Genomic DNA, 23,410 nt, shown 5'->3' with positions numbered 1-23,410 from the left:
TTTGTAACCATGGCAATGAAATGTACAATGGCTTTTCGGGCATAGACATAACCTGGAGGTTATTGGCTGATGGCGAACTGGACGCAAAAGTTGAAGCTGCAGCATTTGAAAATGCTGGTGGCGCTGGGTGAGCAAGGCAATCTCACTCAGGTAGCCAAAATGATGAATATTACCCAGCCCGCACTCTCTAAGTGGCTGACGCAATTTGAAGAAGAAGTCGGCATGCCGCTCTTTGAGCGCCACAGTAAGGGGCTCCGCCCTTCGGAAGGCGGCAAATTGCTGCTCCAGCACGCCCAGCGGCTAATCAACGACATGTCGCGCTCGCAATACGAGATCGAGCGTTTTAAACAAGGCGGACTGGTGGGCAGCCTGATGATCGGCTGTTCGCCGGTGGCGACAGACTGCGTGGCGCAGGCGATTCTCGCCCTGCTCAATGAGATGCCGACCCTGCATCTGAATATCGAAGAGAAAGTGATGACCCCACTGCTGCATGACCTGCTCTCCGGGGTGGTGGATGTGGTCGTGGGCCGGGTCGGCGGACGCGCCCTCGAACTGCCCCTTAACTATCGGGTGCTGTATACCGAACCGGTCTGTTTTGTCGCCCGTCCCGACCATCCGCTGGCCAGCCGGGCGCACCTGAGCTGGGCGGATCTCGCCGCCTGGCGCTGGATTGTCTGGCCTACCGGCACCCCTATTCGCCAGAGTATTGATAATGCGCTGGTGGATAATGGCGTGATGCTGCCGGAGAACACCATCGAGTCGGCCTCGATGAACGTCACCAGCAATTTGCTGCAAAGTAGCGATATGATCTCTATTCTTTCCTTGCGGCTGGCACAGCATTACGCCGAACATCATCAGCTGGCGATTCTTAATTTGCCGCGTATAGAACAAAAAGGTAGCGTTGGGGTGTTCTGGCGCAAAAGCGAAGTGCCTTCCCAGGCTCTCGCCCGCTTTCTGTATCACCTCGCCGCATAGCGTGCTCGCCGAATGAGCTGCCGGTTCCCGTTGTCTATGCCCGGGATGCGCAGAATTCATGATGTGATCGGTAGCACATTTTAGGGATTAATTGTATGATGAATGCAGTTCATCAAGGGTTAATACCATGAGTAAATCGCTGACTATTATCTGGCAGTACCTGCGGGCCTTCGTCCTGATTTACGCCTGCTTATACGCCGGAATTTTTATCGCCGGGCTGCTGCCCATTACTATCCCCGGCAGCATCATCGGCATGCTGATCCTGTTCGTGCTACTGGCGCTGCAAATTATGCCGCCGCAGTGGGTCAATCCAGGCTGCAATATCCTGATCCGCTATATGGCGCTGCTGTTCGTGCCGATCGGCGTCGGCGTGATGCAGTACTGGGATCTGCTGCGCGCCCAGCTGGGGCCTGTCGTTATCTCCTGCGCCATCAGCACCCTGGTGGTGTTTGTGGTGGTGAGCTGGAGCTCTCACCTGGTGCATGGCGAACGTAAAGTGATTGGGCAAAAGGAAAAGAAAAATGATGCATGAAATCTGGTGGTCGCTGCCGCTAACCCTGATCGTCTTTTTTCTCGCCCGCAAACTGGCGGCCCGCTTTAAGTTCCCGCTGCTCAATCCGCTGCTGGTGGCGATGATAGTGATAATTCCGTTTCTGCTGCTGACCGGGATCTCCTATGAGCGTTATTTTGCCGGCAGCAAAGTTCTCAACGATCTGCTCCAGCCGGCAGTGGTCGCCCTCGCGTTTCCGCTGTATGAGCAACTGCACCAGATCCGCGCGCGCTGGAAATCGATCATCACCATCTGCTTTATCGGCAGCTGTGTGGCGATGATCACCGGTACTACAGTCGCCCTGCTGATGGGCGCCACACCGCAAATCGCCGCCTCTATTCTGCCTAAGTCAGTCACGACGCCAATTGCCATGGCGGTCAGCGGCAGTATCGGCGGCATTCCGGCCATCAGCGCCGTGTGCGTAATTTTTGTCGGTATCCTCGGGGCGGTATTCGGCCATACGCTGCTTAATCTGATGCGTATTCATACCAAAGCGTCGCGCGGCCTGTCGATGGGTACCGCCTCGCACGCCCTCGGCACCGCCCGCTGCGCCGAGCTGGACTACCAGGAAGGGGCGTTTAGCTCGCTGGCGCTGGTACTGTGCGGGATCATCACCTCGTTGATGGCGCCGTTCTTGTTTCCGCTGATCCTCGCGGTGGTGGGATAAATTGTGATTTAAATCACATTTTTTAATGCAACAAATCAAAGTTGCATAAACAATGAGATATCCATCACATATGAGACTGCTGGACGCCCGTACACTGGCTTCCCATTACATTGTTATGAGGCAACGCTATGCACTCACGTTTTCAAGCTGCTTTGACGACTCTGGCAGCAGACCTGCAGGCGGCCATCGCCCCGATGCTCACCGACCCGCACTTCCCGGCGCTGCTCGAAGCCGATCAGGTGGCGACGCTGCAGCAGGCGACAGGTCTGGACGAAGACGCGCTGGCCTTTGCGCTACTGCCGCTTGCTGCCGCCTGCGCGCGCGCCGACCTTTCTCATTTTAACGTCGGAGCGATCGCCCGCGGGGTCAGCGGCCGCTGGTACTTCGGCGGCAACATGGAGTTTCTCGGCGCGACCATGCAGCAGACCGTCCACGCCGAACAGAGCGCCATCAGCCACGCCTGGCTGCGCGGCGAGACCTGCCTGCGCGCTATTACGGTGAACTACACGCCATGCGGCCACTGCCGTCAGTTTATGAACGAACTGAACAGTGGACTGGCGCTGCGCATTCATCTGCCGGGTCGCGAAGCCCATGCCCTCCAGCACTATCTGCCGGACGCCTTTGGCCCGAAAGACCTGGAGATCAAAACCCTGCTGATGGATGAACAGGACCATGGCTTCCCGGTCAGCGGCGATGCCCTGACCCAGGCAGCCATTCAGGCAGCCAACCGCTGTCACGCACCTTACAGCCACTCGCCCTCCGGCGTGGCGCTGGAGCTGAAAGATGGCGCAATTTTCCGCGGCAGCTATGCGGAAAACGCGGCGTTCAACCCGACGCTGCCGCCGTTGCAGGGGGCGCTGAATCTCCTGAGCCTCAACGGCTATGATTATCCTGATATCCAGCGGGCAATCCTGGCGGAGAAAGCCGACGCGGCGCTGATCCAGTGGGATGCCACCGTTGCCACCCTGAAGGCGCTGGGCTGCCAGAATATTGAGCGCGTGCTGTTAGGTTGATCAACCTGAGCAGATTGCCGGATGGCGCCTTTGGCCTATCCTGCCGACCTGTTATACCGTGATGTTGTCGGGTGGCGCTACGCTTACCCGACCTACGGTTCGCGCCATGGCGAGCTGAAGATCTCTATGCCGGGTGTCGGCTCACGCCTTACCCGACCTGCGTTCGGCGATCTGTCTATATTGCTGAAAATCCCCGCAATCAAACGCGGGTTTCTTGCGCTTACCCGGCGGGTAAAGTAGCCTGAAGACTCCGTTGTCTATTATTGAGCCAAGTTCATGTTAAAGCGTGTGTTCTACAGCCTGTTAGTCCTGCTCGGCCTGCTGCTGTTGACCGTGCTGGGCCTTGACCGCTGGATGAGCTGGAAAACCGCGCCCTATATCTACGATGAGCTGCAGGACCTGCCCTACCGTCAGGTCGGTGTGGTGCTGGGCACCGCCAAATATTACCGCACCGGCGTTATCAATCAGTATTACCGCTACCGTATCCAGGGTGCGCTCAACGCCTACAACAGCGGCAAGGTCAACTATCTCCTGCTGAGCGGCGATAATGCCCTGCAAAGCTATAATGAACCAATGACCATGCGTCGGGACCTGATTAAAGGCGGCGTCGATCCCGCCGATATCGTGCTGGACTATGCTGGTTTCCGTACGCTCGACTCGATCGTCCGCACCCGTAAAGTGTTTGACACCAACGATTTTATTATCATCACCCAGCGCTTCCACTGCGAACGGGCGCTGTTTATCGCCCTGCATATGGGGATCCAGGCCCAGTGCTACGCGGTGCCGTCGCCGAAGGATATGTGGAGCGTGCGGCTGCGCGAGTTCGGCGCCCGCTTTGGCGCGCTGGCGGACCTCTATATCTTCAAACGGGAGCCGCGCTTTCTCGGCCCTCTCATCCCGATTCCGGCTCAACAGCATGACGTACCGGATGACGCCCAGTCGTACCCGGCAGTCACCCCGGAGCAGCTGCTGGAGCTGCAGAAAGAAAAGTAGCCTCCATCAACGCATTCGTTTCAGATATAAAAAAACCGCGCCAGGCGCGGTTTTTTATGCGTTCAATCTTATTTTTTACGGGCGTATTTCAGGGAGTCCAGCGCCACGGCGAAGATAATAATCGCCCCCTTAATGATGTACTGCCAGTAAGGGTTAACGCCGATATAGGTCAGGCCGTAGTTGATGACGGTAAAGATAATCACCCCGGTCACTACGCCGAATACAGTCCCTACCCCGCCGCTGAACGATACGCCGCCCACCACGCAGGCGGCAATAGCATCCAGTTCATACATAAAGCCGAGGTTATTGGTCGCCGAGCCGATACGTCCGGCTTCCAGCAGGCCGCCGAAGGCGTAGAACACGCCGGAGAGGGCATAGATCATCAGCAGGTTCAACGCCACGTTAACCCCGGAGACTTTCGCCGCTTCCGGGTTACCGCCGATAGCGAAGATGTTTTTACCAAAGCGCGTCTTGTTCCACAGGATCCAGACAAAGAAGACGGCAATCAGCGCGTAGAAGGTAATGTAGGACAGGCGGAAGGAGCCCAGCGCCACAAATCCCTGGGCGAAATGGGAGAAGTGGCTGTCAAAACCGGAGATCGGCGACGCGCCCACGAAATCGTAGTACAGCGAGTTAATGCCGTACACGATGATCATGGTGCCGAGGGTGGTAATAAACGGCGTCACGTTCAGGTAGGCGATGACGATCCCGTTAATCAGGCCGATGACCGCCCCGATGGCGCATACCAGCAGGATGACCAGGGGGATCGGCATGGTCGCCATATCCGGGAATACCTTATTGGCATTATCCACCGCCTGCAGCATGGTGGCGGCAATGACCGCCGCCAGTCCCACCTGACGGCCCGCGGAGAGGTCGGTCCCCTGCGTGACGATAAGTCCGGCCACGCCGAGGGCAATAATAATACGCACCGAGGACTGGGTCAGAATATTACTCAGGTTGAGCAGACTTAAAAATGTCGGATCCTGGAAAATAATAATGGCCAACAGGACCAGAAGGACGACATATATCCCACCCTCTTTCAGGTAAGTGAGAAAACTCTTTTTATTTAACGCACTCATGTGAAGCCCCTGATCTTAAAGGTGCAATGACGCAAGACGCAGTATTTCGTTTTGCGTGGTGGTTTTAGTCTCAACAATGCCCGCGACCAGGCCGTTGCTCATCACCAGAATGCGGTCGGTAATCCCCAGCAGTTCCGGCATTTCGGAAGAAATAATAATGATTCCTTTGTCTTTTTTAGCCAGCTCGGCGATCAGCTGATAGATCTCGAATTTGGCGCCGACGTCGATACCGCGCGTTGGCTCATCCAGCATCAGGATCTCCGGCTGGGTCAGCAGCCAGCGGCCTATAATGACCTTTTGCTGGTTACCACCGGAAAGCGAGCCAATCTGCGTATGCTGGCCGGGGGTTTTGACGCGCATCGAGTCAATAACCCATTGGGTATCGCTCTTCATTCGCGAGTTATCCAGCAAGCCGACGCTGTTTTTATATTTCTTAATATTGGAGATCAGCGAGTTAAATCCGATATCCAGATAGGCATAAATCCCGGTGGAGCGCCGCTCCTCGGTCACCAGCGCAAAACCGTGGTTAATCGCCTCGTTGGCGCTGTGGTTGTTGATCTTTTTACCGTGCAGGGTGATGGTGCCGCTGGCCTTCTCACGGATGCCGAACAGGGTCTCCACGATGTCGGTGCGTTTAGCGCCCACCAGGCCGGCGATACCGAGAATTTCGCCTTTATGCAGATCAAAGGAGACATCGCGAATGGACGGCTGGCGCAGCGAGGTCAGATTGCGCACCTGGAGGATCACTTCCCCCGGGGTGTTTTCGCGATCCGGAAAACGCTGGTTGAGCGAGCGCCCGACCATCATGGCGATGATCTTGTCCATATCCAGCCCTTCCAGCGGCTGAGTGGCGATCCACTGGCCGTCGCGCAGGATGGTTATTTCATCGCACAACTGGAAAATTTCTTCCATTTTATGCGAGATATAGACGATACCGCAGCCGCGATCTTTCAGCTTGCGGATGATCTTAAACAGATGGTTGACCTCTTTTTCCGTCAGCGATGACGTCGGCTCGTCCATGATGACGATTTTGGCGTCATAGGAAAACGCCTTGGCGATCTCAATCATCTGCATCTGGGATACCGATAAAGTACCGACGCGGGCGCGCGGATCGATATCAATATCCAGCTCATCAAAAATGGCCTTGGTATCCCGGTACATTTTGTCCTGATCGACAAACATGCCTTTGGTGGGATAGCGCCCGAGCCACATGTTATCCATGACCGAACGCTGTAATACCAGGTTTAATTCCTGATGCACCATCGAAATACCGTTTTCCAGGGCTTCTTTCGCCGAATGGAAATCGATCTCTTTTCCCTGAAAAAGAATGCTGCCGGAATCTTTTTGATAGATCCCAAAAAGGCATTTTAATAATGTCGATTTCCCGGCGCCGTTCTCACCCATTAACGCATGAATGGAGTGCGGACGAACCTTCAGGTTGACATTATCAAGAGCCTTGACGCCAGGAAACGATTTGTTGATGTTGGTCATTTCCAACAAATATTCGCCTGACCGTTCGCTATTATTGCTGACCATAGTTATACCTGGCTGCGTTCATGCACGCCCCGTCCGGCGCAATAGCGCCAGCAGGAGTCTGGTTCTGTATCAGGAATAATCGGGCGTGGATAACCCACGCCCGCAACTCACATCACGATTATTTGCCGGTAAACTGGCTCAGGTTGTCTTTATCGACGCCCACGTACGGTACGCGGACGATCTTGTTGTCAATTTTCCAGTTAGTTCCCGCCGCGGCATCTTTACCTTCGGCGAGGTTTTTCGCCAGATCGAAGGTCGCTTTCGCCTGGTTGTTAGCATCGTTCAGCACGGTACCGGCCATCGCGCCGGATTTGACCAGCGCCAGCGCTTCTGGCAGGGCATCAACGCCGAATACCGGAATGCTGCTCTTGTTATGCGCTTTCAGCGCTTCAACCGCGCCCATCGCCATGGCGTCGTTGTTCGCGATCACCACTTCAATCTTGTTGGCATTCGGGCCGGAGAGCCAGGCGTCCATTTTGTCTTTCGCCTGCGCGGTATCCCACATGGCGGTATCCAGCTGCAGCTGCTGGGTCTTCAGACCTTTATCATTCAGCTCTTTAATAACGTAGGTGGTACGCGCTTCCGCATCCGGGTGGCCCGGCTCGCCTTTCAGCAGGACGAACTGAATCTGGCCATCTTTGTTCAGATCCCAGTTCGGGTTGGCTTTCCAGTGTTTAGCGATCAGATCGCCCTGAATAATCCCGGACTCTTTCGAGTCAGTACCGACGTAATAAGCTTTGTCATAGCTATCCAGTGCTTTACGGGAAGGCTCTTTGTTGAAGAACACCACCGGAATATTCTGTCCACGCGCTTTTTCGATCACCGTTCCCGCAGCCGCCGGGTCAACCAGGTTGATCGCCAGTGCCTTCACGCCTTTCGCCAACAGCACGTCAATTTGATCGTTTTGTTTCGACTGGTCGTTCTGCGAGTCATTCATCAGCAGCTGGACGTCAGGCGCGGATTTGCCATCTTTTTCAATCGCCTTACGCACCACCGACATAAAGTTGTCGTCATATTTATAAATCGTCACGCCGATACGGGTATCTGCTGCGTGTGCGGCGGCGCCAAATAACAGACCAGCCATTACAGCAGACAGGGTAAACACCTTCTTATTCATGGAATCTCCGGTTTTATTATGCAGGGTCATTATTGTGAAAGAATGCGGGCGGGGGTTTGTTGCATTAGTGTTACCGCACAACGCATTTCACGACGAAAATTCGGTCTTCCGTGTCGGGTAACGCTCCAGAAAAATACGACTCTAAAACTCGTTTAACGCCTTGTTCCTACTAAAAAAAGTGAGGATTACTCGTCACCTTGCGGTTCAGACTGGTAAACGCTGCCATCATAATCAGGCGAATGTTAATATACTGTGAATTTACTCACAAATTGAAAGCGGTTACATCCCACCAGCGCTTCAGTTAGTGATCGGCCCCACAGTTTGCCGCTGGGCGACGGAATGACGACGCACCAGCGTCGGCATAAAGCAGTGCGTCGCCTCGCGATCCAGCTTACCGGCCGCCCCCAGCAGCGCCAGCTCGGTGGCCAGCTTTGCCATCGACATCACCGGATAGCGCACCGTGGTGAGCTGCGGATCGGTGTAACGGGAAATAGGAATATCATCAAAGCCAATCAGCGACAGATGCTGCGGCACGACAATGCCGTTGTCCTTCAGCGTCGTCAGCGCGCCGGCCGCCATGCTGTCGTTATAGGCAAACACCGCGGTGAGGCCGAGATTGCGCCCCAGCAGTTCGACCATCGCCGCTTCACCGCCCTGCATATCCGGGGAGCCGGAACCGATCCAACTGTCCGGGGCGATGATGCCCTGCTCCTGCAGCGCTTTGCTCCACCCTTCCCGGCGCATATCGTCATCTTCAATACCGTGATTCGAGGAGAGGTAGCCGATGCGCTGGTGACCGTGATTAAGCAGCATGCGGGTGGCCATCAGCGCACCGCTGACGTTGTCGAGCCCGACGCAGCGATGGGCATATCCCGGTACAATGCGGTTGATCAGCACCATTCCCGGAATATGTTGCATAAAGTCGCTCAGTTCATCATCACTGAGGGCTTTCGAATGGACGATCAGCGCCGAGCAGCGCTGGCGGATCAGCACCTCGATGGCGTGGCGCTCTTTTTCCGCCTCGTGATAGCTGTTGCCGATCAGCACATATTTCTGATGCTGCTGAGCAACGGTATCCACTGCTTTCACCAGCGCGCCGAAGAAGGCGTCGGAGACGTCCATCACCACCACGCCGATGGTATCGCTCACCTGGGTGGCCAGCGCCTGGGCGTTGGCGTTGGGCCGGTAGCCCAGCTGGGTCACCGCTTTCATCACGGCGTCGCGCGTATCAGGGCTCACCAGCGCGCTGTTGTTCAGCACCCGCGACACGGTGGCCACGGATACGCCCGCCTGGCGGGCGACATCACGAATGGTGATCATACTCTGCGACCTTAAGAGAATTACAGCACGTCACATTCACCTCCTGTGCTCAGCAAGGAGGCTATTCTGGCAGCGACCCGCGGTCCGCTACGTGAGTGAGGTCACACGGCTGGAAACGTTTACATCCGTTTTGTTAATGATTGTGATCGAGATCGTTATCTGGATGTGTCTTTGAGTGATGTGCCTGACGCACGCAGGGTTAACTGACGCCACAGCCATTCCACTGGCCCCTGGCGGAAACGACGCAGCCACAGCGATGAGACGAGGAGGTTAACGGCCCAGATGGGAGGAACGAAGGCCAGCAGCTGCAGACGATCGAAGCGCATAAACAGCCCGAGATGATAAAACAGGGTGGTGCAGATCAAGGTCTGCAGCAGATAGTTAGTCAGCGCCATGCGTCCGACGCAGGCGATAGCGCCCACCAGGCGGAAACGGCAGAGCTGCGGCCAGTAACCCCAGGCCAGCGAGGCATAGCCGATTGCCTGCAACGGGGCGCTCAGTTCGCGCGGCGCCTGCAGCAAAAACGCACACCAGCGATAGTCCCAGGCCAGATACCACTGGGCGAATATTGCCGGCAGATTGACCGCCATACCGGCCACCACCAGCAGGGCGCCTGTGCGCCGGTAGTGACGCAGGCTGAACTGCCCTTTGAGCCAGCCGCTGCGCATCAGCGCCGCGCCCATCAGCATCATCCCCGCCAGCTGCCAGCCATACTGTGCGCCCAGGGCCAGCAGATTGTCCGATAGCATATCCGCCCGGTTGCTGACCGCCTCCATGCCGCCATGCAGCTTCCAGTACTGCTCATATTGCAGGTTCGCCGCATCCGGCACCCAGGAGCGATTCGCCGCCGTCCCGGAGATGACCCCCAGCAGGACCAGCACCGCAATGCCGATGAGGTAAAGCACCACCCCGGTGTTGAATAGCGATTTGACGTGCTGCGCCTCACGCACCATGCGCCAGCTCACCAGCCCCACCAGGGCGTAGGCCAGCAGAATGTCGCCATCCCAGAAAAAAAGACCGTGAATGAAACCAAGCAGCGCCAGCAGCGTCAGCCGCGACTGGATCCAGCGCTTCCCTCGCGGGAGCAATAGCTGCAGACCGGCGCCAAACAGCAGCGCGAACAGGGTGAGAAATTTCACCTGCGCCAGCAGGTCGAGGAGTGCCCAGGTCCAGGCATCGCTGAGGGTCGCGCTTCCTGACCAGGCGGGATTGAGGTAAGCCGCCTTCGGCAAACCGAAGGCGCTGATATTGAGAAGCAGGATACCGAGGATGGCGACGCCGCGGACAAAGTCCAGCGTGACATTTCTCTCCATGTACCCTGCTCCGTTTTAGTTGTGGTGACGTACTGCGCGCAGGAATTCCTGGCGGGTATTCTGACTGGATTTAAACAGGCCGCCGAGAGAGGTGGTGGTGGTGGCGCTGGTCGCATCGCGAATGCCGCGCGCCTTCACGCAGTAATGCACTGCGTCAATGGATACCGCCACGTTGCTGGTGCCAAGCAGCGTCTGCAGCGCGATCAGAATCTGCTGGGTCAGACGCTCCTGAACCTGCGGACGCTGGGCGAAAAACTGCACAATGCGGTTGATTTTCGACAGGCCGATCACCGAATCTTTCGGGATATAGGCTACCGTCGCCTTACCATCGATGGTGACGAAATGGTGTTCGCAGGTGCTGGTCAGCGTGATATCGCGCACGGTAACCATTTCATCAACCTTCATTTTGTTTTCAATGACGGTGATTTTCGGGAAGCGGGAGTAATCCAGCCCGGAGAAGATCTCATCGACATACATTTTGGCGATGCGATGCGGGGTCTCCATCAGACTGTCATCACTCAGATCCAGATTCAGCAGTTGCATAATCTCGGTCATATGACCGGTAATCAAACGCTTGCGTGTTTCGTTATCAATTTCTTGTACTGGCGCACGCATCGGCGTCTCCAGCCCACGAGCGACCAGCGCTTCATGAACGAGGACGGCTTCTTTACTCAGTGATGACATTTGGGTTTCTCCTGCAGGTGTGGCGCTCTTTGCTTTTTCTGGGGGCAAAGTTTGTATTCATTGTGCGTGAGGTGGCGCACAGAATCCAGTAGCCGTAACGATAATTATTGAAATTGGCGCTGCCTTTTATTAGGGACCGAAGCAATGCTTTAGGCGCAACGCCAAATCCTTACCGCCGTATCCGGAATGATCCAACCGCTGTACGCATCCATAAGCGCCGCTGCTACACCGGTATGTTGGCTATAAGTTGCATTAATGATGCAGTAAGTTCTCAAAAGGAGAAAGTGAAAGTTACTCACCGGCTAATGAAATATCTGTATTATGGCCCTTTACGCGCACACCCCTTTCGAGGAGCCTTGCATGGAACTGCTTGAAGAGCATCGCTGTTTTGACGGTCGGCAACAACGCTGGCGTCATCACTCCCCTGTCCTGAACTGCGCCATGACGTTCAGCATTTTTTTACCGCCTGAGCGCGAAACGCCGCCGCCGGTACTGTACTGGCTGTCCGGGCTAACCTGTAACGACGAAAACTTTACCACCAAGGCGGGCGCCCAGCGCATTGCCGCCGAGCTGGGCATCGCACTGGTGATGCCGGATACCAGCCCACGCGGTGATGAGGTCGCCAACGATGACGGATACGATTTGGGGCAAGGCGCCGGCTTCTACCTGAATGCCACCGAGGCGCCGTGGGCGGCGCACTATCGGATGTATGATTATCTGCGCGACGAACTGCCCGCGCTTATCCGTAGCGAGTTTAGCGTCGGCGAACGCTGCGCTATCAGCGGCCACTCAATGGGCGGCCACGGCGCGCTCATCATGGCGCTCAAAAATCCCGGCCGCTACGCCAGCGTCTCCGCCTTCGCGCCGATCGTCAATCCCGGTCAGGTGCCGTGGGGCAAGAAAGCGTTTACCGCCTATCTTGGCGCGGATGAATCGACGTGGCAGTCGTGGGACAGCTGCGCGCTGATGCAGGCCAGTCAGCCTGCGGACGCCGTGCCAACGCTTATCGACCAGGGCGATAACGATCCGTTCCTCGCCGGACAGCTGCAGCCGGCGGTACTGGCGGAGGTCGCGCGGCAGAAGGCCTGGCCGTTAACCCTGCGCATCCAACCCGGTTACGACCACAGCTACTACTTCATTGCTTCGTTTATTGAAGACCATCTGCGCTTTCACGCGCAGCATCTCTTTGGCTAAACGCAAAATGCGCCGCGAATTAGCTTCGCGGCGCATGTTCAGGCCCGCAGGCCGCGTTTTAGTGCCGACGATCAGAAGCGATAATCCACCGCCATAAAGTAGCGACGACCCTCTTCGGTGTAGCTGTAGTCGTCCCGGCTCAGATCTTTATCCCCCACGTTCTGCACCCCGGAGCGCAGTTTCACGTTTTTGGTGACCTGCCATGCCGCGCCAACGTCAAACAGGGTATAGCCGCCCGGCGTTTTGCCGGTGGCGCTTACCGCACGCTGCTGGCCGGTATAGTTAGCCGTCACGTAGAAGGACCAGTCGTCCAGCGGCTTCCAGTCAAGCGTGCCGTTGGCAGTATGGAACGGCAACGTCTGCAGTGGTTTGTCGCCGCCATTGCTCAGATCGCGACCATCGTTGTAGGTGTAGTTCACCGTCAGCTTCCACTCATCGCCAAACGGGATCTTCACCTCCGTCTCCACCCCTTTGATGCGGGCTTTGTTGACGTTGAAATAGCGGAAGATCGGCACGCGCTTGCCGTTGACGGTTTTCCAGCCGACAAAGTTCGGGTAGCCCGGCGCTTCGCTGGCGCTGGAGGTACGCAGAACATCGATCATGTCATCGACATTATTCTGGAAGGTGGTAATGCTGCCTTCGACATCCTGCAGCCAGCCCTCTTCCCCACGGTAGTAGAGACCGAGCTCGAAGCTTTCGCTAGTTTCCGGTTTGAGATCCGGGTTACCAATGATGCTGCATGAGCCGCGGCAGGAGTTGGTGGTCCAGTCGGGGTTAAGCTGCAGCAGCGACGGCGCTTTAAACGCCGTTGCCCAGCCGCCTTTGACGGTGACGGTATCAGTGGCGTTATACACCAGATAGGCACGCGGGCTCCAGTGGTCGCCATAGGTCTGATGGTCGTCCATACGAATGCCCGTGGTCAGCGCCAACGGCTCGATGATGCGCCATTCGTCTTCAAGAAAGAGAGCGTACTGGCTGGCAGAGGTCGACTTGCCGCCGCTGCTCAGGTTGACCGGATCTTTTAGTTTGTCGTGGCGCCATTCGCCGCCGAAGGTTACCAGCTGGTTAATCATGCCCAGCGGCAGAACGTACTTCCCGTCGATGGCATTGCTTTCCGAAGTGATGGTCCCGTTCTGCCCCGGATTTTTGTTATCCACCTTTTCGCCGTAGAACTTAAGCTCGCTGTTGCCCATATCCCAGCGGCCGTTATGGCTCAGGGAGTAGTTCTCACGCTCAAGGCGGTTGCGGTCAAGGGAATCGGAATCACGATCCTGACGGTCAAAGCCATAGCCCGCGGTAAAATCGTGGTTTTCGTTCGGCGTCCAGGCGAATTCAACATTGCCATCGCGGCTGGTGAAGCCCTCGATGCGCGGCGTCTCGCCGGTGGCATTACTGGAAGACTGCGGATCGTCCTTGGCGCGTTTTGCCAGGCTGCCGTAGGCCTTCATTCCGAGCACGCCGTCGATCAGCGGGCCACTGGTGAAGAATTGGCCGTTATAGGTATCCCCGCGATCGCGATGCTCCTGAATAGTGGTATCGGCACTCAACGTCCCGGTCCATTTCTGACCGATTTTTTTGGTAATAATGTTGACCACCCCGCCGAGCGCATCGGAGCCGTAGAGGGAGGACATCGGGCCGCGCACCACTTCGATACGCTCAATGGCATCCACCGGGATCCAGTTCAGGTCGAAGTCGTTGTGGCGGAATACGGCGTTCCGGGAGTTGACGCGCTTTCCGTCAACCAGGATCAGGGTATAGCTGCTGCTCAGACCGCGAATACTGACGCCCTTACGGTTATCCCCTTCGTTAGTGAGCTGGACACCAGGGACATCGCGCAGTACGTCTTTCAGGTTCTGGACGGGCTTACGTTGTAAATCCTGCTGGGTGATGACGCTGATGCTCGCCGGCGCGTCTTTGACGCTCTGTTCAGTGGCCGAGGCGGTCACCACCAGCGTTTCTTCATTCACATCGGCAAGGGCCGGAAACGCCAACGATACGACGGACGCAGACAATCCCGCCCGGATAAAAGGGTTTAACCTGAACATTCCAAATCTCCATGAGGTGTACAACCAAATAAACAAAAAGGTGCTGCTCACACGCGCTGGCGACGTGCCGCTCTGTCGGCGGCATGCTCGCGCTGTTTTCTTGTCGATGTGGCTGGTCGCCCGCTGTCAGTCTGTACAAGCGGCAGAGACGGGGAGTGGCTTCATCCGTAATGGGCGAAAATGATAAAGATAATGATTACGATTATCAATATAATTATGAAGAATTGTGACAAGCTGTAACCGCACAAACATAAAAAAAGCCCTCTTTTCAGAGGGCTTTTGTCGCACAATCGCGAAGATTAACGCTTAAAGCGATCCGGGAAGGTCATCTCGCTATAGCGAACAAAGCGGGTGCCTTTCGCCAGTTTGTAACCAAACCAGATAACGAGGAACAACGGAATACCGATGTAGGTCGCCGCCACGCCGCCCCAGTCAATGGTGTCCTTGAGGAACGCTTCGTAGTTCTGCCCGAGAGTAATGATCAGGCATAGCACGAAGGCGAAGATCGGCCCCAGCGGGAAGAACCCGGAACGGTACGGCAGATTATTAATATCGTTACCCTGCAGGACGTAGCCGCGACGGAAACGATAATGGCTGATCGCAATCCCCAGCCAGGCGATAAAGCCCGTCATCCCGGAGGTGTTCAGCAGCCACAGGTACACCGTCTGGTTGCCAAACATCGACGTCAGGAAGCACAGCGCTGCGATAACGGTGGTCGCGTACAGCGCGTTGCGCGGCACGCCGCCACGCGACAGCTTCGAGAAAATGCGCGGTGCTTTACCGTCGCACGCCAGGGTATACAGCATACGCGTGGAGGCGTACATCCCGGAGTTACCCGCCGACAGCACGGCAGTCAGGATAACGGCGTTCATGATCGCCGCCGCCGACAGCAGACCTGCATGCTGGAACACCAGGGTGAACGGGCTGACGGAAATATCCTTCACATCATTGCGCAGCAGGCTCGGGTCGGTATACGGAATGATCAGGCTGATAATCAGGATCGCGAAGACATAGAACAGCAGGATACGCCAGAAGACCTGGCGCACCGCGCGCGGAATGTTCTTCTCCGGATTTTCAGATTCACCGGCGGCGATGCCAATAAGCTCGGTGCCCTGGAACGAGAAGCCGACAATCATCGCCACGCCGATCATCGCCGAGAAGCCGCCGGCAAACGGCGCATCCGCGATCCCCCAGTTGCTCCAGCCAGCCGGCTGCGCCCCTTTGAAGATACCGACAATCATCATCACGCCGACGATGATAAAGATAATGACGGTGGCCACTTTAATCAGCGAGAACCAGTATTCCGCCTCGCCAAAGCCGCGCACCGAGATCCAGTTCAGCAGGAACATAATGCCGAGGAACAAGGCGCTCCAGATCCAGCCCGGAGTGTCAGGGAACCAGTAGCTCATCACCAGCTGTGAGGCCACGAGGTCAACGGCGATCGTCACCGCCCAGTTGTACCAGTAGTTCCAGCCCAGCGCGAAGCCGAAGCCTTCTTCAACATAATTCTGCCCGTAGGTGGCGAAGGAACCGGACACCGGCATAAACGCCGCCAGTTCGCCCAGGCTGGTCATCAGGAAATAGACCATCAAACCGATCAGAATATAAGACAGCAGCGCCCCGCCGGGACCTGCTTGCGAAATAGTTGCGCCAGAGGCAACAAAAAGACCCGTACCGATGGAACCGCCGATGGCGATCATGGTCAAGTGGCGCGCCTTCAGTTCACGACGTAGCGTGGGCGCTTCTGTGGTTTTAGTTTCCGAAACCATGTGATAATGCTATCCATCCAAAAAATGAGGCGCGATTGTAGCAGACGATCGGGGTTCCATCCGGTACAAATGCAAAGTTATAAGAGAGCTTCATGATCGCCCGCAAATTATTAGTAAAGCACTAACCTGCGGAATTGCCAGCGAATTCCTCCCGTTATCAGGCGTAAAAATCGGCCGCTACACCTGGCAATAGTGCAGAAAACGTTGTAATGCTTTAGAAATATGCTTCTGCCGGTGATGGATCCGCCACAGCGTGCGTGTCAGCCGGGGCAGCGGCACCTTCAGCTCCGCCAGCGTGCCAGAGGCCAGCTGTTCGGCAATCACCCGCCGCGATAGGCAACTGATGCCCAGGCCATGCCTGACCGCGTGCTTGATCGCCTCTGAATTGCCCAGCTCCATACCCAGATGAAATGCCGGCAGATGCGACAGCAGAACATAATCGACAATCTCCCGGGTGCCGGAGCCATGCTCACGCAGGATCCACGGTGCCTCGGCCAGCTGCTGCAGGGTCACCTCCCCCGCCAGCAGCGGTGAGTTGGGCGCGGCAAACACTACCAGCTCATCTTCCAGCCACGGCTCAGCAATAATATCCGCAGCGTGGCACGGCCCCTCAATCAGACCGAAATCCACCCGCAGGTCGGCGACGGCGTTGATGACGTCCAGGCTGTTGCCGACGCTCAGTTCGACCGGCAAATCCGGGAAGTCATGGCGATAGCGGGCGATGATCTCCGGCATAATATAGTTGCCGATGGTGCTGCTGGCGTAGACCCGAATCGCCCCGTTATCGCCGCGGAACAGCTGTTCGATCTCCAGGGCCCGCTCCAGCAGCGCCAGCGCGCGCGGGTACAGCAGCCGTCCATGCTCATTCACCACCAGCCGTTTACCAACGCGGTCAAATAGCTGCACGCCGAGCTGCCCTTCCAGATCGGTCAGCGCGGCGCTGACCGCAGATTGCGAAAGCGCCAGCATCTGTGACGCCTGAGTGGTTGACCCACTCTTGTGGACTTCGGCGAACACTTCCAGCTGCCGCAGCGTAATATGCATAACCCACCCGTTTAGTAATCCAGACTGAATAACCTTCCTTACTATGGTGACACAAATCGAGGCGGCTGACGGAAGGAAAATCCGCTTACCTCACAAAATCATCGTCTTGTCGGCGAGACCGCCCCGCATCTGCGCAACCCGCTCCCACCCCGTTGTGACCGGCGAGGCGGCCATTAACCACTTATTACGATTGATTATAAACATATAATCAATTTTATATTTAATCCCGCGCGGCGTAACCTTTAGGCAGACAAAGGAGAAGGTTATGACAGCACTCACTTTACCCACCAAACATCGTTCCCTGTGGCATTTTGTCCCGGGCCTGGCGCTGACCGCCGCATTGACCGGCGCCGCCCTGTGGGCCGGTAGTTTCCCGGCCATCGCCGGCGCGGGCTTTAGCGCCCTGACCCTCGCTATCCTGTTGGGGATGGTCGTCGGCAACACGGTCTACCCAAAAATCTGGCAGCCCTGCGACGGCGGGGTGATCTTCGCCAAGCAGCATCTGCTGCGCCTGGGGATCATCCTCTACGGCTTCCGCCTGACGTTCGCCCAGATTGCCGACGTCGGCGTGAGTGGTATTTTGATTGACGTTCTGACGCTCTCCAGTACCTTTTTCATCGCCTGCTTCCTTGGTCAGAAAGTGTTTGGTCTCGACAAACACACCAGCTGGCTGATCGGCGCCGGCAGCAGCATCTGCGGCGCGGCGGCCGTGCTCGCCACCGAGCCAGTGGTCAAAGCCGAAGCCAGTAAAGTGACGGTCGCCGTCGCTACAGTGGTTATCTTCGGTACCATCGCCATCTTCCTCTACCCGGCGATGTACCCGCTGCTGGCGCACTGGTTTACCCCGGAGACCTACGGGATCTATATGGGCTCCACCATGCATGAAGTGGCGCAGGTTGTTGCCGCCGGCCATGCGGTCAGCCCAGACGCCGAGAACGCGGCGGTTATCGCCAAAATGCTGCGCGTCATGATGCTGGCTCCGTTCCTGCTGTTCCTGGCGGCGCGTGTTAAACAACTGACCCCGGCAGGCAACGGCGAGAAAAGCAAAATCACCATTCCGTGGTTCGCCATTATGTTCATCCTGGTGGCGGTGTTTAACTCCTTCCATCTGCTGCCGAAAGCCGTAGTGGATATGCTGGTGACACTGGATACCGTCCTGCTGGCGATGGCAATGGCCGCCCTCGGGGTCACCACCCACGTCAGCGCGCTGAAAAAAGCCGGGGCGAAACCGCTGCTGATGGCGCTGATGCTGTTCGTCTGGTTGATTGTCGGTGGCGGGGTCATTAACGTCGCTATCCACAGCCTGATGGCATAAAGCACTACATCTTTCTCCAGTTAAGCCGCTATCATTACCCACCCCCCAGCGGCTTTAACTGGAGTTTTTTTATGAAATACGTAGGAGCGCACGTGAGCGCCTCAGGTGGACTGGCCAATGCCGCCATTCGCGCCGCCGAAATCGAAGCAACCGCCTTCGCCCTCTTCACCAAGAACCAGCGCCAGTGGCGCGCCGCGCCGCTCAGCGACGAGACCATCGCCGAATTCAAAGCCGCCTGTGAAAAGTATCACTTTGGCCCGGGGCAGATCCTGCCGCACGACAGCTACCTGATTAACCTTGGCCACCCGGTGGAAGAAGCGCTGGAAAAATCCCGTGATGCCTTCATTGATGAAATGACCCGCTGCCAGCAGCTGGGACTGACGCTGCTCAACTTCCACCCCGGCAGCCATCTGCAGCAGATCCCGGAGGAGGAGTGCCTGGCGCGCATCGCCGAATCGATCAATATCGCGCTGGCGAAGACCGAAGGCGTTACTGCGGTGATCGAAAACACCGCCGGCCAGGGCAGCAACCTCGGCTTTAAGTTCGAGCACCTCGCGGCCATCATCGACGGCGTGGAAGATAAATCCCGCGTCGGCGTCTGCATCGATACCTGCCATGCTTTCGCCGCCGGCTACGACCTGCGCAGCGCCGAAGCTTGCGAAAAAACCTTCGCCGCCTTCGAACGCATCGTCGGTTTTCAGTATCTGCGCGGCATGCATCTCAACGATGCCAAGAGCACCTTCGGCAGCCGGGTCGACCGTCACCACAGCCTGGGGGAAGGCAACATCGGCCACGATTGCTTCAGCTGGATTATGCAGGACAGCCGCTTCGACGGCATTCCGCTGATTCTGGAAACCATCAACCCGGATATCTGGGCGGAAGAGATTGCCTGGCTGCGGGCGCAGCAGATTGCCGAAGTGGCGTAAATAGAGACGTAAAAAAGGGCCGAACAGTCGGCCCTTTTTTATTGCGGTAGGATTACGCCGCTTTTTCAACTTCCGCTGTTTGCGCCTCAGGGCGTTTCAGCACGGCGTAGGCAAGGCCCGCCACCAGCGTTCCGGCAACAATCGCCAGCAGGTAGCCCAGCACCGGCGTAATCGCCCCCGGGATCAGCAGAACAAACAGCCCACCGTGCGGCGCCATCAGTTTCGCGCCGACCGCCATGGAGATAGCGCCGGTTACCGCGCCGCCGACGATACAGCACGGCAGAACGCGCATCGGGTCACGGGCGGCAAAAGGAATCGCCCCTTCCGAGATAAAGCACAGGCCGAGAACCAGCGCGGCTTTACCCCCTTCCCGCTGCCCTTTGTCGAACTTGTTGCGCGCTACCAGCGTCGCGATACCCATCGCCAGCGGTGGCACCATACCGGCCGCCATGATCGCCGCCATCGGCGCATAGGTCTGGGTACTCAGCAGGCCAACGCCAAAGGCATAGGCCGCTTTGTTTACCGGGCCGCCCATGTCGGTACACATCATCGCGCCGAGGATCGCGCCCAGCAGAACCGCATTGGCGGTGCCCATGGTTTGCAGCCAGTGGGTCAGCCAGGCGAGGATACCGGCTACCGGTTTACCGATCAGATAGATCATTGCCAAACCCACGATCAGGCTGGAGACCAGCGGAATGATCAGGATCGGCTTCAGGGCTTCCATACTCTGCGGCAGTTTCAGCTTCGTGCTGATGGCTTTCGCCACATAACCGGCAAGGAAACCAGCGATGATCCCGCCGATAAAGCCGGAGCCGCCGCTAACCGCCAGCATACCGCCGATAAGGCCCGGGGTCAGGCCCGGACGGTCGGCAATGGAGAAGGCGATAAAGCCTGCCAGTACCGGCACCATCAGCGCGAAGGCCGAGCCGCCGCCGATCTGCATCAGCGCCGCCGCCAGCGTGTCTTTCACTTCAAACGCTTTGATCCCGAAGGCAAAGGAGAGCGCAATACACAGGCCCCCGGCCACCACCATCGGCAGCATGTAGGAGACGCCGGTCAGCAGGTGGCGATAGGCACCCGCCGACTCTTTTTTCCCTTCAGCAGCCGCCTGCGGTTTGCCGGATGGCTGGTACGGTTTGGCTTCGGCCACCGCTTTATCCAGCTCCTGAGCAGTTTTCTTCAACGCCAGACCGGTGGTGGTGCGGTACATCGGCTTGCCGGCGAATTTCGCCAGGTCCACCTCGATATCAGCTGCGACGATCACCAGATCCGCCTCGGCCACCTCTTCCGGAGTGATGGCATTGCCAGCCCCAACAGAGCCACGGGTTTCCACCTTCACCCACCAGCCGCGTTTTTTGGCTTCGGTTTCGATGGCTTCTGCCGCCATAAAGGTGTGGGCAACACCGGTCGGACAGGCGGTAACCGCGACAATGCGTTTCTGCCCCTGAGCGGCGGTCGGAACGGCTACCGCCGCTGGCGCAACGTAGGGCTTAGCGTGGTCTTTCGCTTCTCCCAGGAACAGCTCCGGATGGGCGACAGCACGGTTAATATCGCCCAGGTAAACGTTTTTACCATTCAGCGCGCTATCGGCCGGCAGCGCGGTTCCCAGCACGATGGCCAGTTCGGCGTCATTCGGGTTATCAATCAGTTCAAGGCGCGCTTTTGGCGCCGCGGCCCCCAGCAGGGTTTTCGCCATATAGGCGCGCGCCTGTCCGAGTCCGGCATCAATAATCAGCAGCGTTTTCATTATGCCTCTCCTGCTGTCAATTAAAGGGTTGTAAGTCGACGCGCGCCATCATCGCGGCCAACTGGGTACGGTCGGTAATTCCAACATTGCTCTGGCTGACGGCCAGGGCAGCGACGGCGGTCGCCAGTCGCAGGGTATGCTCGCTGGATTCACGCATCAGCAGGCCGTAAATCAGGCCGCCAACCATCGAATCGCCGGCGCCAACGGTGCTGACCACTTCCACTGAAGGTGGTTTAGCAATCCATTCGCCAGAGGCGTTGACCCACAGCGCGCCCTCTTCACCCAGGGAAATCACCACGTGGGCGATCCCCTGCTCGCGCAGCGCATGAGCGGCGTCGATAACATCTTTCATCTCCGGCAGCTTGCGCCCGGCCCAGATTTCCAGCTCGCGCCGGTTCGGTTTCACCAGCCACGGCGCCGCTTTCAGTCCAGCAACCAGCGCTTCGCGGCTGCTGTCGAAAATGATGCATGGGCACTGGCTGCGCAGGCGGGTCATCCAGTCAGTGAAGGCTTCCGGGCTAACGCCGGACGGCAGGCTGCCGCTGACGCAGACCATATCGAACTGCCCAAGCCAGCTCAGGGAGTCGTTGACGAAGCGTTCCCAGTCGCCAGGGGTGACTTCAAAGCCGGAGAAGTTGAAATCGGTCACTTCGCCATCTTTTTCCGTCAGCTTAACGTTGATGCGGGTCCGGCCCTGTACCACCTGGAAACGGTTGGCGATCCCCAGCTCGCTGAACAGTTGCTGAAAGCCGTCCTGGTTGTCTTTACCCAGGAAGCCGCCGACGGTGACGTCAATGCCAAGATCTTTCAGCACTTTCGCCACATTAATGCCTTTCCCGGCGGCGTGCAGGCCGGTGGTGCGCACCAGATTCACTTCGCCACGTTCAATCTCCGGGGTGAACCCCACCAGATCGTATGCCGGGTTTAAAGTAATGGTTGCTACACGTCTGCTCATTTATGCGCCCTCCCCAAGGCCTGCGGCGATCGCTTCGCCAATCGCATCCAGCGCTTGTTGCGCATCCTCACCCTGCGCGGTAAAGCGCAGACGGTGACCTTTTTTCACACCCAGCGCCACAACCTTCATCAGGCTGCGACCGTTAGCCGGCTTGCCGGAACCGTCGAGATTGGTGACGGTGATGTCGCTGGAAAATTGTTTAATGGTGTTGACCAGCATGGTGCCCGGACGGGCGTGCAGGCCGTGTTCATTGCGCACCACGAATTCGGCGCTCAGCACATCTTCGGCAATAGCGTCGTCGCTGGTCAGCAGCGCCAGCACCGTGGCGGCGTCGGCTTTCAGCAAATGTTCAGCTTTTTTGTCCAGCAGCAGCTTGCTCAGGCGGTTCAGCACTGTGGTCGGCTGCTCATCGGCCATCGCCACCGTGACCAGCAGGGAAACCGGCTGCTCGTCGCGGGTAAAGGCGTTAGCCGCGCGGCTGACCGCCACGGCGCTGCGCAGATTGCCTTCCGCACTGTCGTTCAGCCAGACGCCCTGACCGAGGTTCAGCGGCGTATCGTTAATGACGTGGCTAACGAAGGCGGCATCAACAGCGCCAACTTCTTTCAGACGCGCCGCGTTCAGCGCCTGCAGGGTCAGCAGATCGCTGGCCGCGACGTCGAGACTGAGGGTCTCGTTATCCAGCTTCAGCGCTTCGCTCTGCTTCTCACCCATCAGTAACGCGCGCAGCTCTTCTGCAGTGGTCGCTGACTGCAGCTGGGCAGAGACCGCGTCATCGCTCAGCACATGGGTCAGCTGACGCAGCAGGCCGAGGTGTTCATCTGAGCTGGCGGCAATCCCGATCGCCACATAGGCGGTCTGCCCTTCCCCCCAGGTGACGCCCTGCGGGAACTGAAACACCTGAACGCCGGTCTTCAGCACCTGGTCACGGGTGTCCGTCGTGCCGTGCGGGATCGCAATCCCGTTGCCGAGGAAGGTCGAGGTCTGCTGCTCGCGCGCCAGCATACCGGTAACGTAGCCATCGGCCACGTTACCGGCGCTGACCAGCGCGGCGGCGACCTGCCGGATGGCCTCTTCTTTATTACCGGCCTGCTGGCCGGGATGAATATCCTGCACAGATAACTGGAACATGGTTCTCCTCTCCTGCTGAATTGAATCGTTTCAGCTA

Annotated in this window: 21 protein-coding genes; 9 read left to right on the top strand and 12 right to left on the bottom strand. The window is 57.5% G+C overall.

Translation table 11 applies throughout. From position 1 onward, the window contains the following. The first annotated feature begins 69 nt into the window (after positions 1-69). From LGL98_RS07880 to sanA, 6 genes are all read left to right on the top strand, one after another. Positions 70-975 (top strand): LysR substrate-binding domain-containing protein, encoded by a 906-nt coding sequence (locus LGL98_RS07880; RefSeq protein WP_136034735.1) that lies wholly within the window; start codon positions 70-72, stop codon positions 973-975. Positions 976-1,102: 127 nt separating this feature from the next. Then, the gene (locus LGL98_RS07875; protein WP_004201620.1) at positions 1,103-1,507 is read left to right on the top strand and encodes a CidA/LrgA family protein; all 405 of its coding nucleotides are present in this window, start codon (positions 1,103-1,105) and stop codon (positions 1,505-1,507) included. Next, the gene (locus LGL98_RS07870; protein WP_136034733.1) at positions 1,497-2,192 is read left to right on the top strand and encodes a CidB/LrgB family autolysis modulator; all 696 of its coding nucleotides are present in this window, start codon (positions 1,497-1,499) and stop codon (positions 2,190-2,192) included. The genes LGL98_RS07875 and LGL98_RS07870 overlap by 11 nt, the downstream gene beginning before the upstream one ends. Positions 2,193-2,320: 128 nt before the next feature. Further along, positions 2,321-3,205 carry a cytidine deaminase gene (cdd, locus tag LGL98_RS07865; protein WP_136034732.1) on the top strand — a complete coding sequence of 295 codons (885 nt, stop codon included), beginning with the start codon at positions 2,321-2,323 and terminating at the stop codon, positions 3,203-3,205. A gap of 21 nt (positions 3,206-3,226) precedes the next feature. After that, the gene (locus LGL98_RS07860) at positions 3,227-3,445 is read left to right on the top strand and encodes a hypothetical protein (protein WP_136034730.1); all 219 of its coding nucleotides are present in this window, start codon (positions 3,227-3,229) and stop codon (positions 3,443-3,445) included. 36 nt (positions 3,446-3,481) lie between these two features. Then, positions 3,482-4,198 (top strand): outer membrane permeability protein SanA, encoded by a 717-nt coding sequence (sanA, locus tag LGL98_RS07855; RefSeq protein WP_004201624.1) that lies wholly within the window; start codon positions 3,482-3,484, stop codon positions 4,196-4,198. Positions 4,199-4,266: 68 nt separating this feature from the next. Here the strand turns inward: sanA and mglC are convergent, their stop codons facing one another. From mglC to folE, 6 genes are all read right to left on the bottom strand, one after another. Beyond that, on the bottom strand, positions 4,267-5,277 hold the full coding sequence (gene mglC / locus LGL98_RS07850; RefSeq protein ID WP_002912871.1) for a galactose/methyl galactoside ABC transporter permease MglC: 1,011 nt from the start codon (positions 5,275-5,277) through the stop codon (positions 4,267-4,269). A 15-nt stretch (positions 5,278-5,292) separates the two neighbouring features. Next, a complete protein-coding gene (mglA, locus tag LGL98_RS07845; protein WP_004201625.1) occupies positions 5,293-6,813 on the bottom strand; it encodes a galactose/methyl galactoside ABC transporter ATP-binding protein MglA in 1,521 nt (506 codons plus the stop codon). Between the two features lie 118 nt (positions 6,814-6,931). Further along, the gene (gene mglB, locus LGL98_RS07840) at positions 6,932-7,930 is read right to left on the bottom strand and encodes a galactose/glucose ABC transporter substrate-binding protein MglB (protein WP_136034728.1); all 999 of its coding nucleotides are present in this window, start codon (positions 7,928-7,930) and stop codon (positions 6,932-6,934) included. A 297-nt stretch (positions 7,931-8,227) separates the two neighbouring features. Further along, a complete protein-coding gene (gene galS / locus LGL98_RS07835) occupies positions 8,228-9,250 on the bottom strand; it encodes an HTH-type transcriptional regulator GalS (protein WP_080892452.1) in 1,023 nt (340 codons plus the stop codon). Positions 9,251-9,405: 155 nt separating this feature from the next. After that, entirely contained in the window at positions 9,406-10,563 is a 1,158-nt protein-coding gene (gene yeiB, locus LGL98_RS07830; RefSeq protein ID WP_136034726.1) for a DUF418 domain-containing protein YeiB, read from the bottom strand. Between the two features lie 15 nt (positions 10,564-10,578). Further along, positions 10,579-11,247 (bottom strand): GTP cyclohydrolase I FolE, encoded by a 669-nt coding sequence (gene folE, locus LGL98_RS07825; RefSeq protein ID WP_023290444.1) that lies wholly within the window; start codon positions 11,245-11,247, stop codon positions 10,579-10,581. Between the two features lie 360 nt (positions 11,248-11,607). On the opposite strand from folE, the gene fghA reads away from it, so the two are divergent. Then, a complete protein-coding gene (fghA, locus tag LGL98_RS07820) occupies positions 11,608-12,441 on the top strand; it encodes an S-formylglutathione hydrolase (protein ID WP_136034724.1) in 834 nt (277 codons plus the stop codon). A 71-nt stretch (positions 12,442-12,512) separates the two neighbouring features. Here the strand turns inward: fghA and cirA are convergent, their stop codons facing one another. The 3 genes from cirA to yieE all read right to left on the bottom strand — a co-directional run bounded on the left by cirA (position 12,513) and on the right by yieE (position 17,299). Further along, positions 12,513-14,486 carry a catecholate siderophore receptor CirA gene (cirA, locus tag LGL98_RS07815; RefSeq protein ID WP_136034722.1) on the bottom strand — a complete coding sequence of 658 codons (1,974 nt, stop codon included), beginning with the start codon at positions 14,484-14,486 and terminating at the stop codon, positions 12,513-12,515. Between the two features lie 299 nt (positions 14,487-14,785). Next, positions 14,786-16,255: an amino acid permease gene (locus tag LGL98_RS07810; protein ID WP_002912929.1), complete on the bottom strand. Its 1,470-nt coding sequence runs from the start codon at positions 16,253-16,255 to the stop codon at positions 14,786-14,788. A 177-nt stretch (positions 16,256-16,432) separates the two neighbouring features. Continuing rightward, positions 16,433-17,299 carry a DNA-binding transcriptional regulator YeiE gene (gene yieE, locus LGL98_RS07805; RefSeq protein ID WP_002912932.1) on the bottom strand — a complete coding sequence of 289 codons (867 nt, stop codon included), beginning with the start codon at positions 17,297-17,299 and terminating at the stop codon, positions 16,433-16,435. A gap of 265 nt (positions 17,300-17,564) precedes the next feature. Here yieE and LGL98_RS07800 point away from each other — a divergent pair, with 265 nt between their 5' ends. After that, positions 17,565-18,614: a YeiH family protein gene (locus LGL98_RS07800; protein WP_136034718.1), complete on the top strand. Its 1,050-nt coding sequence runs from the start codon at positions 17,565-17,567 to the stop codon at positions 18,612-18,614. A 71-nt stretch (positions 18,615-18,685) separates the two neighbouring features. Then, a complete protein-coding gene (nfo, locus tag LGL98_RS07795) occupies positions 18,686-19,540 on the top strand; it encodes a deoxyribonuclease IV (RefSeq protein WP_104453429.1) in 855 nt (284 codons plus the stop codon). 52 nt (positions 19,541-19,592) lie between these two features. Here nfo and fruA read toward each other — a convergent pair whose 3' ends face one another. The 3 genes from fruA to fruB are packed head-to-tail and all read right to left on the bottom strand — an operon-like array spanning position 19,593 to position 23,373. Further along, the gene (gene fruA, locus LGL98_RS07790; RefSeq protein WP_136034715.1) at positions 19,593-21,287 is read right to left on the bottom strand and encodes a PTS fructose transporter subunit IIBC; all 1,695 of its coding nucleotides are present in this window, start codon (positions 21,285-21,287) and stop codon (positions 19,593-19,595) included. Between the two features lie 16 nt (positions 21,288-21,303). Next, entirely contained in the window at positions 21,304-22,242 is a 939-nt protein-coding gene (gene fruK / locus LGL98_RS07785) for a 1-phosphofructokinase (RefSeq protein WP_002912941.1), read from the bottom strand. Beyond that, positions 22,243-23,373, bottom strand: a complete 1,131-nt coding sequence (gene fruB / locus LGL98_RS07780) for a fused PTS fructose transporter subunit IIA/HPr protein (protein WP_136034714.1) — start codon at positions 23,371-23,373, stop codon at positions 22,243-22,245. Between the last annotated feature and the right edge of the window lie 37 nt (positions 23,374-23,410).

Origin of the sequence: Klebsiella africana (assembly GCF_020526085.1) — a bacterium.
Classification (GTDB): domain Bacteria; phylum Pseudomonadota; class Gammaproteobacteria; order Enterobacterales; family Enterobacteriaceae; genus Klebsiella; species Klebsiella africana.
The sequence above is the reverse complement of the archived record's forward strand: the minus strand, read 5'-3'. Positions and strand labels throughout refer to the sequence as shown.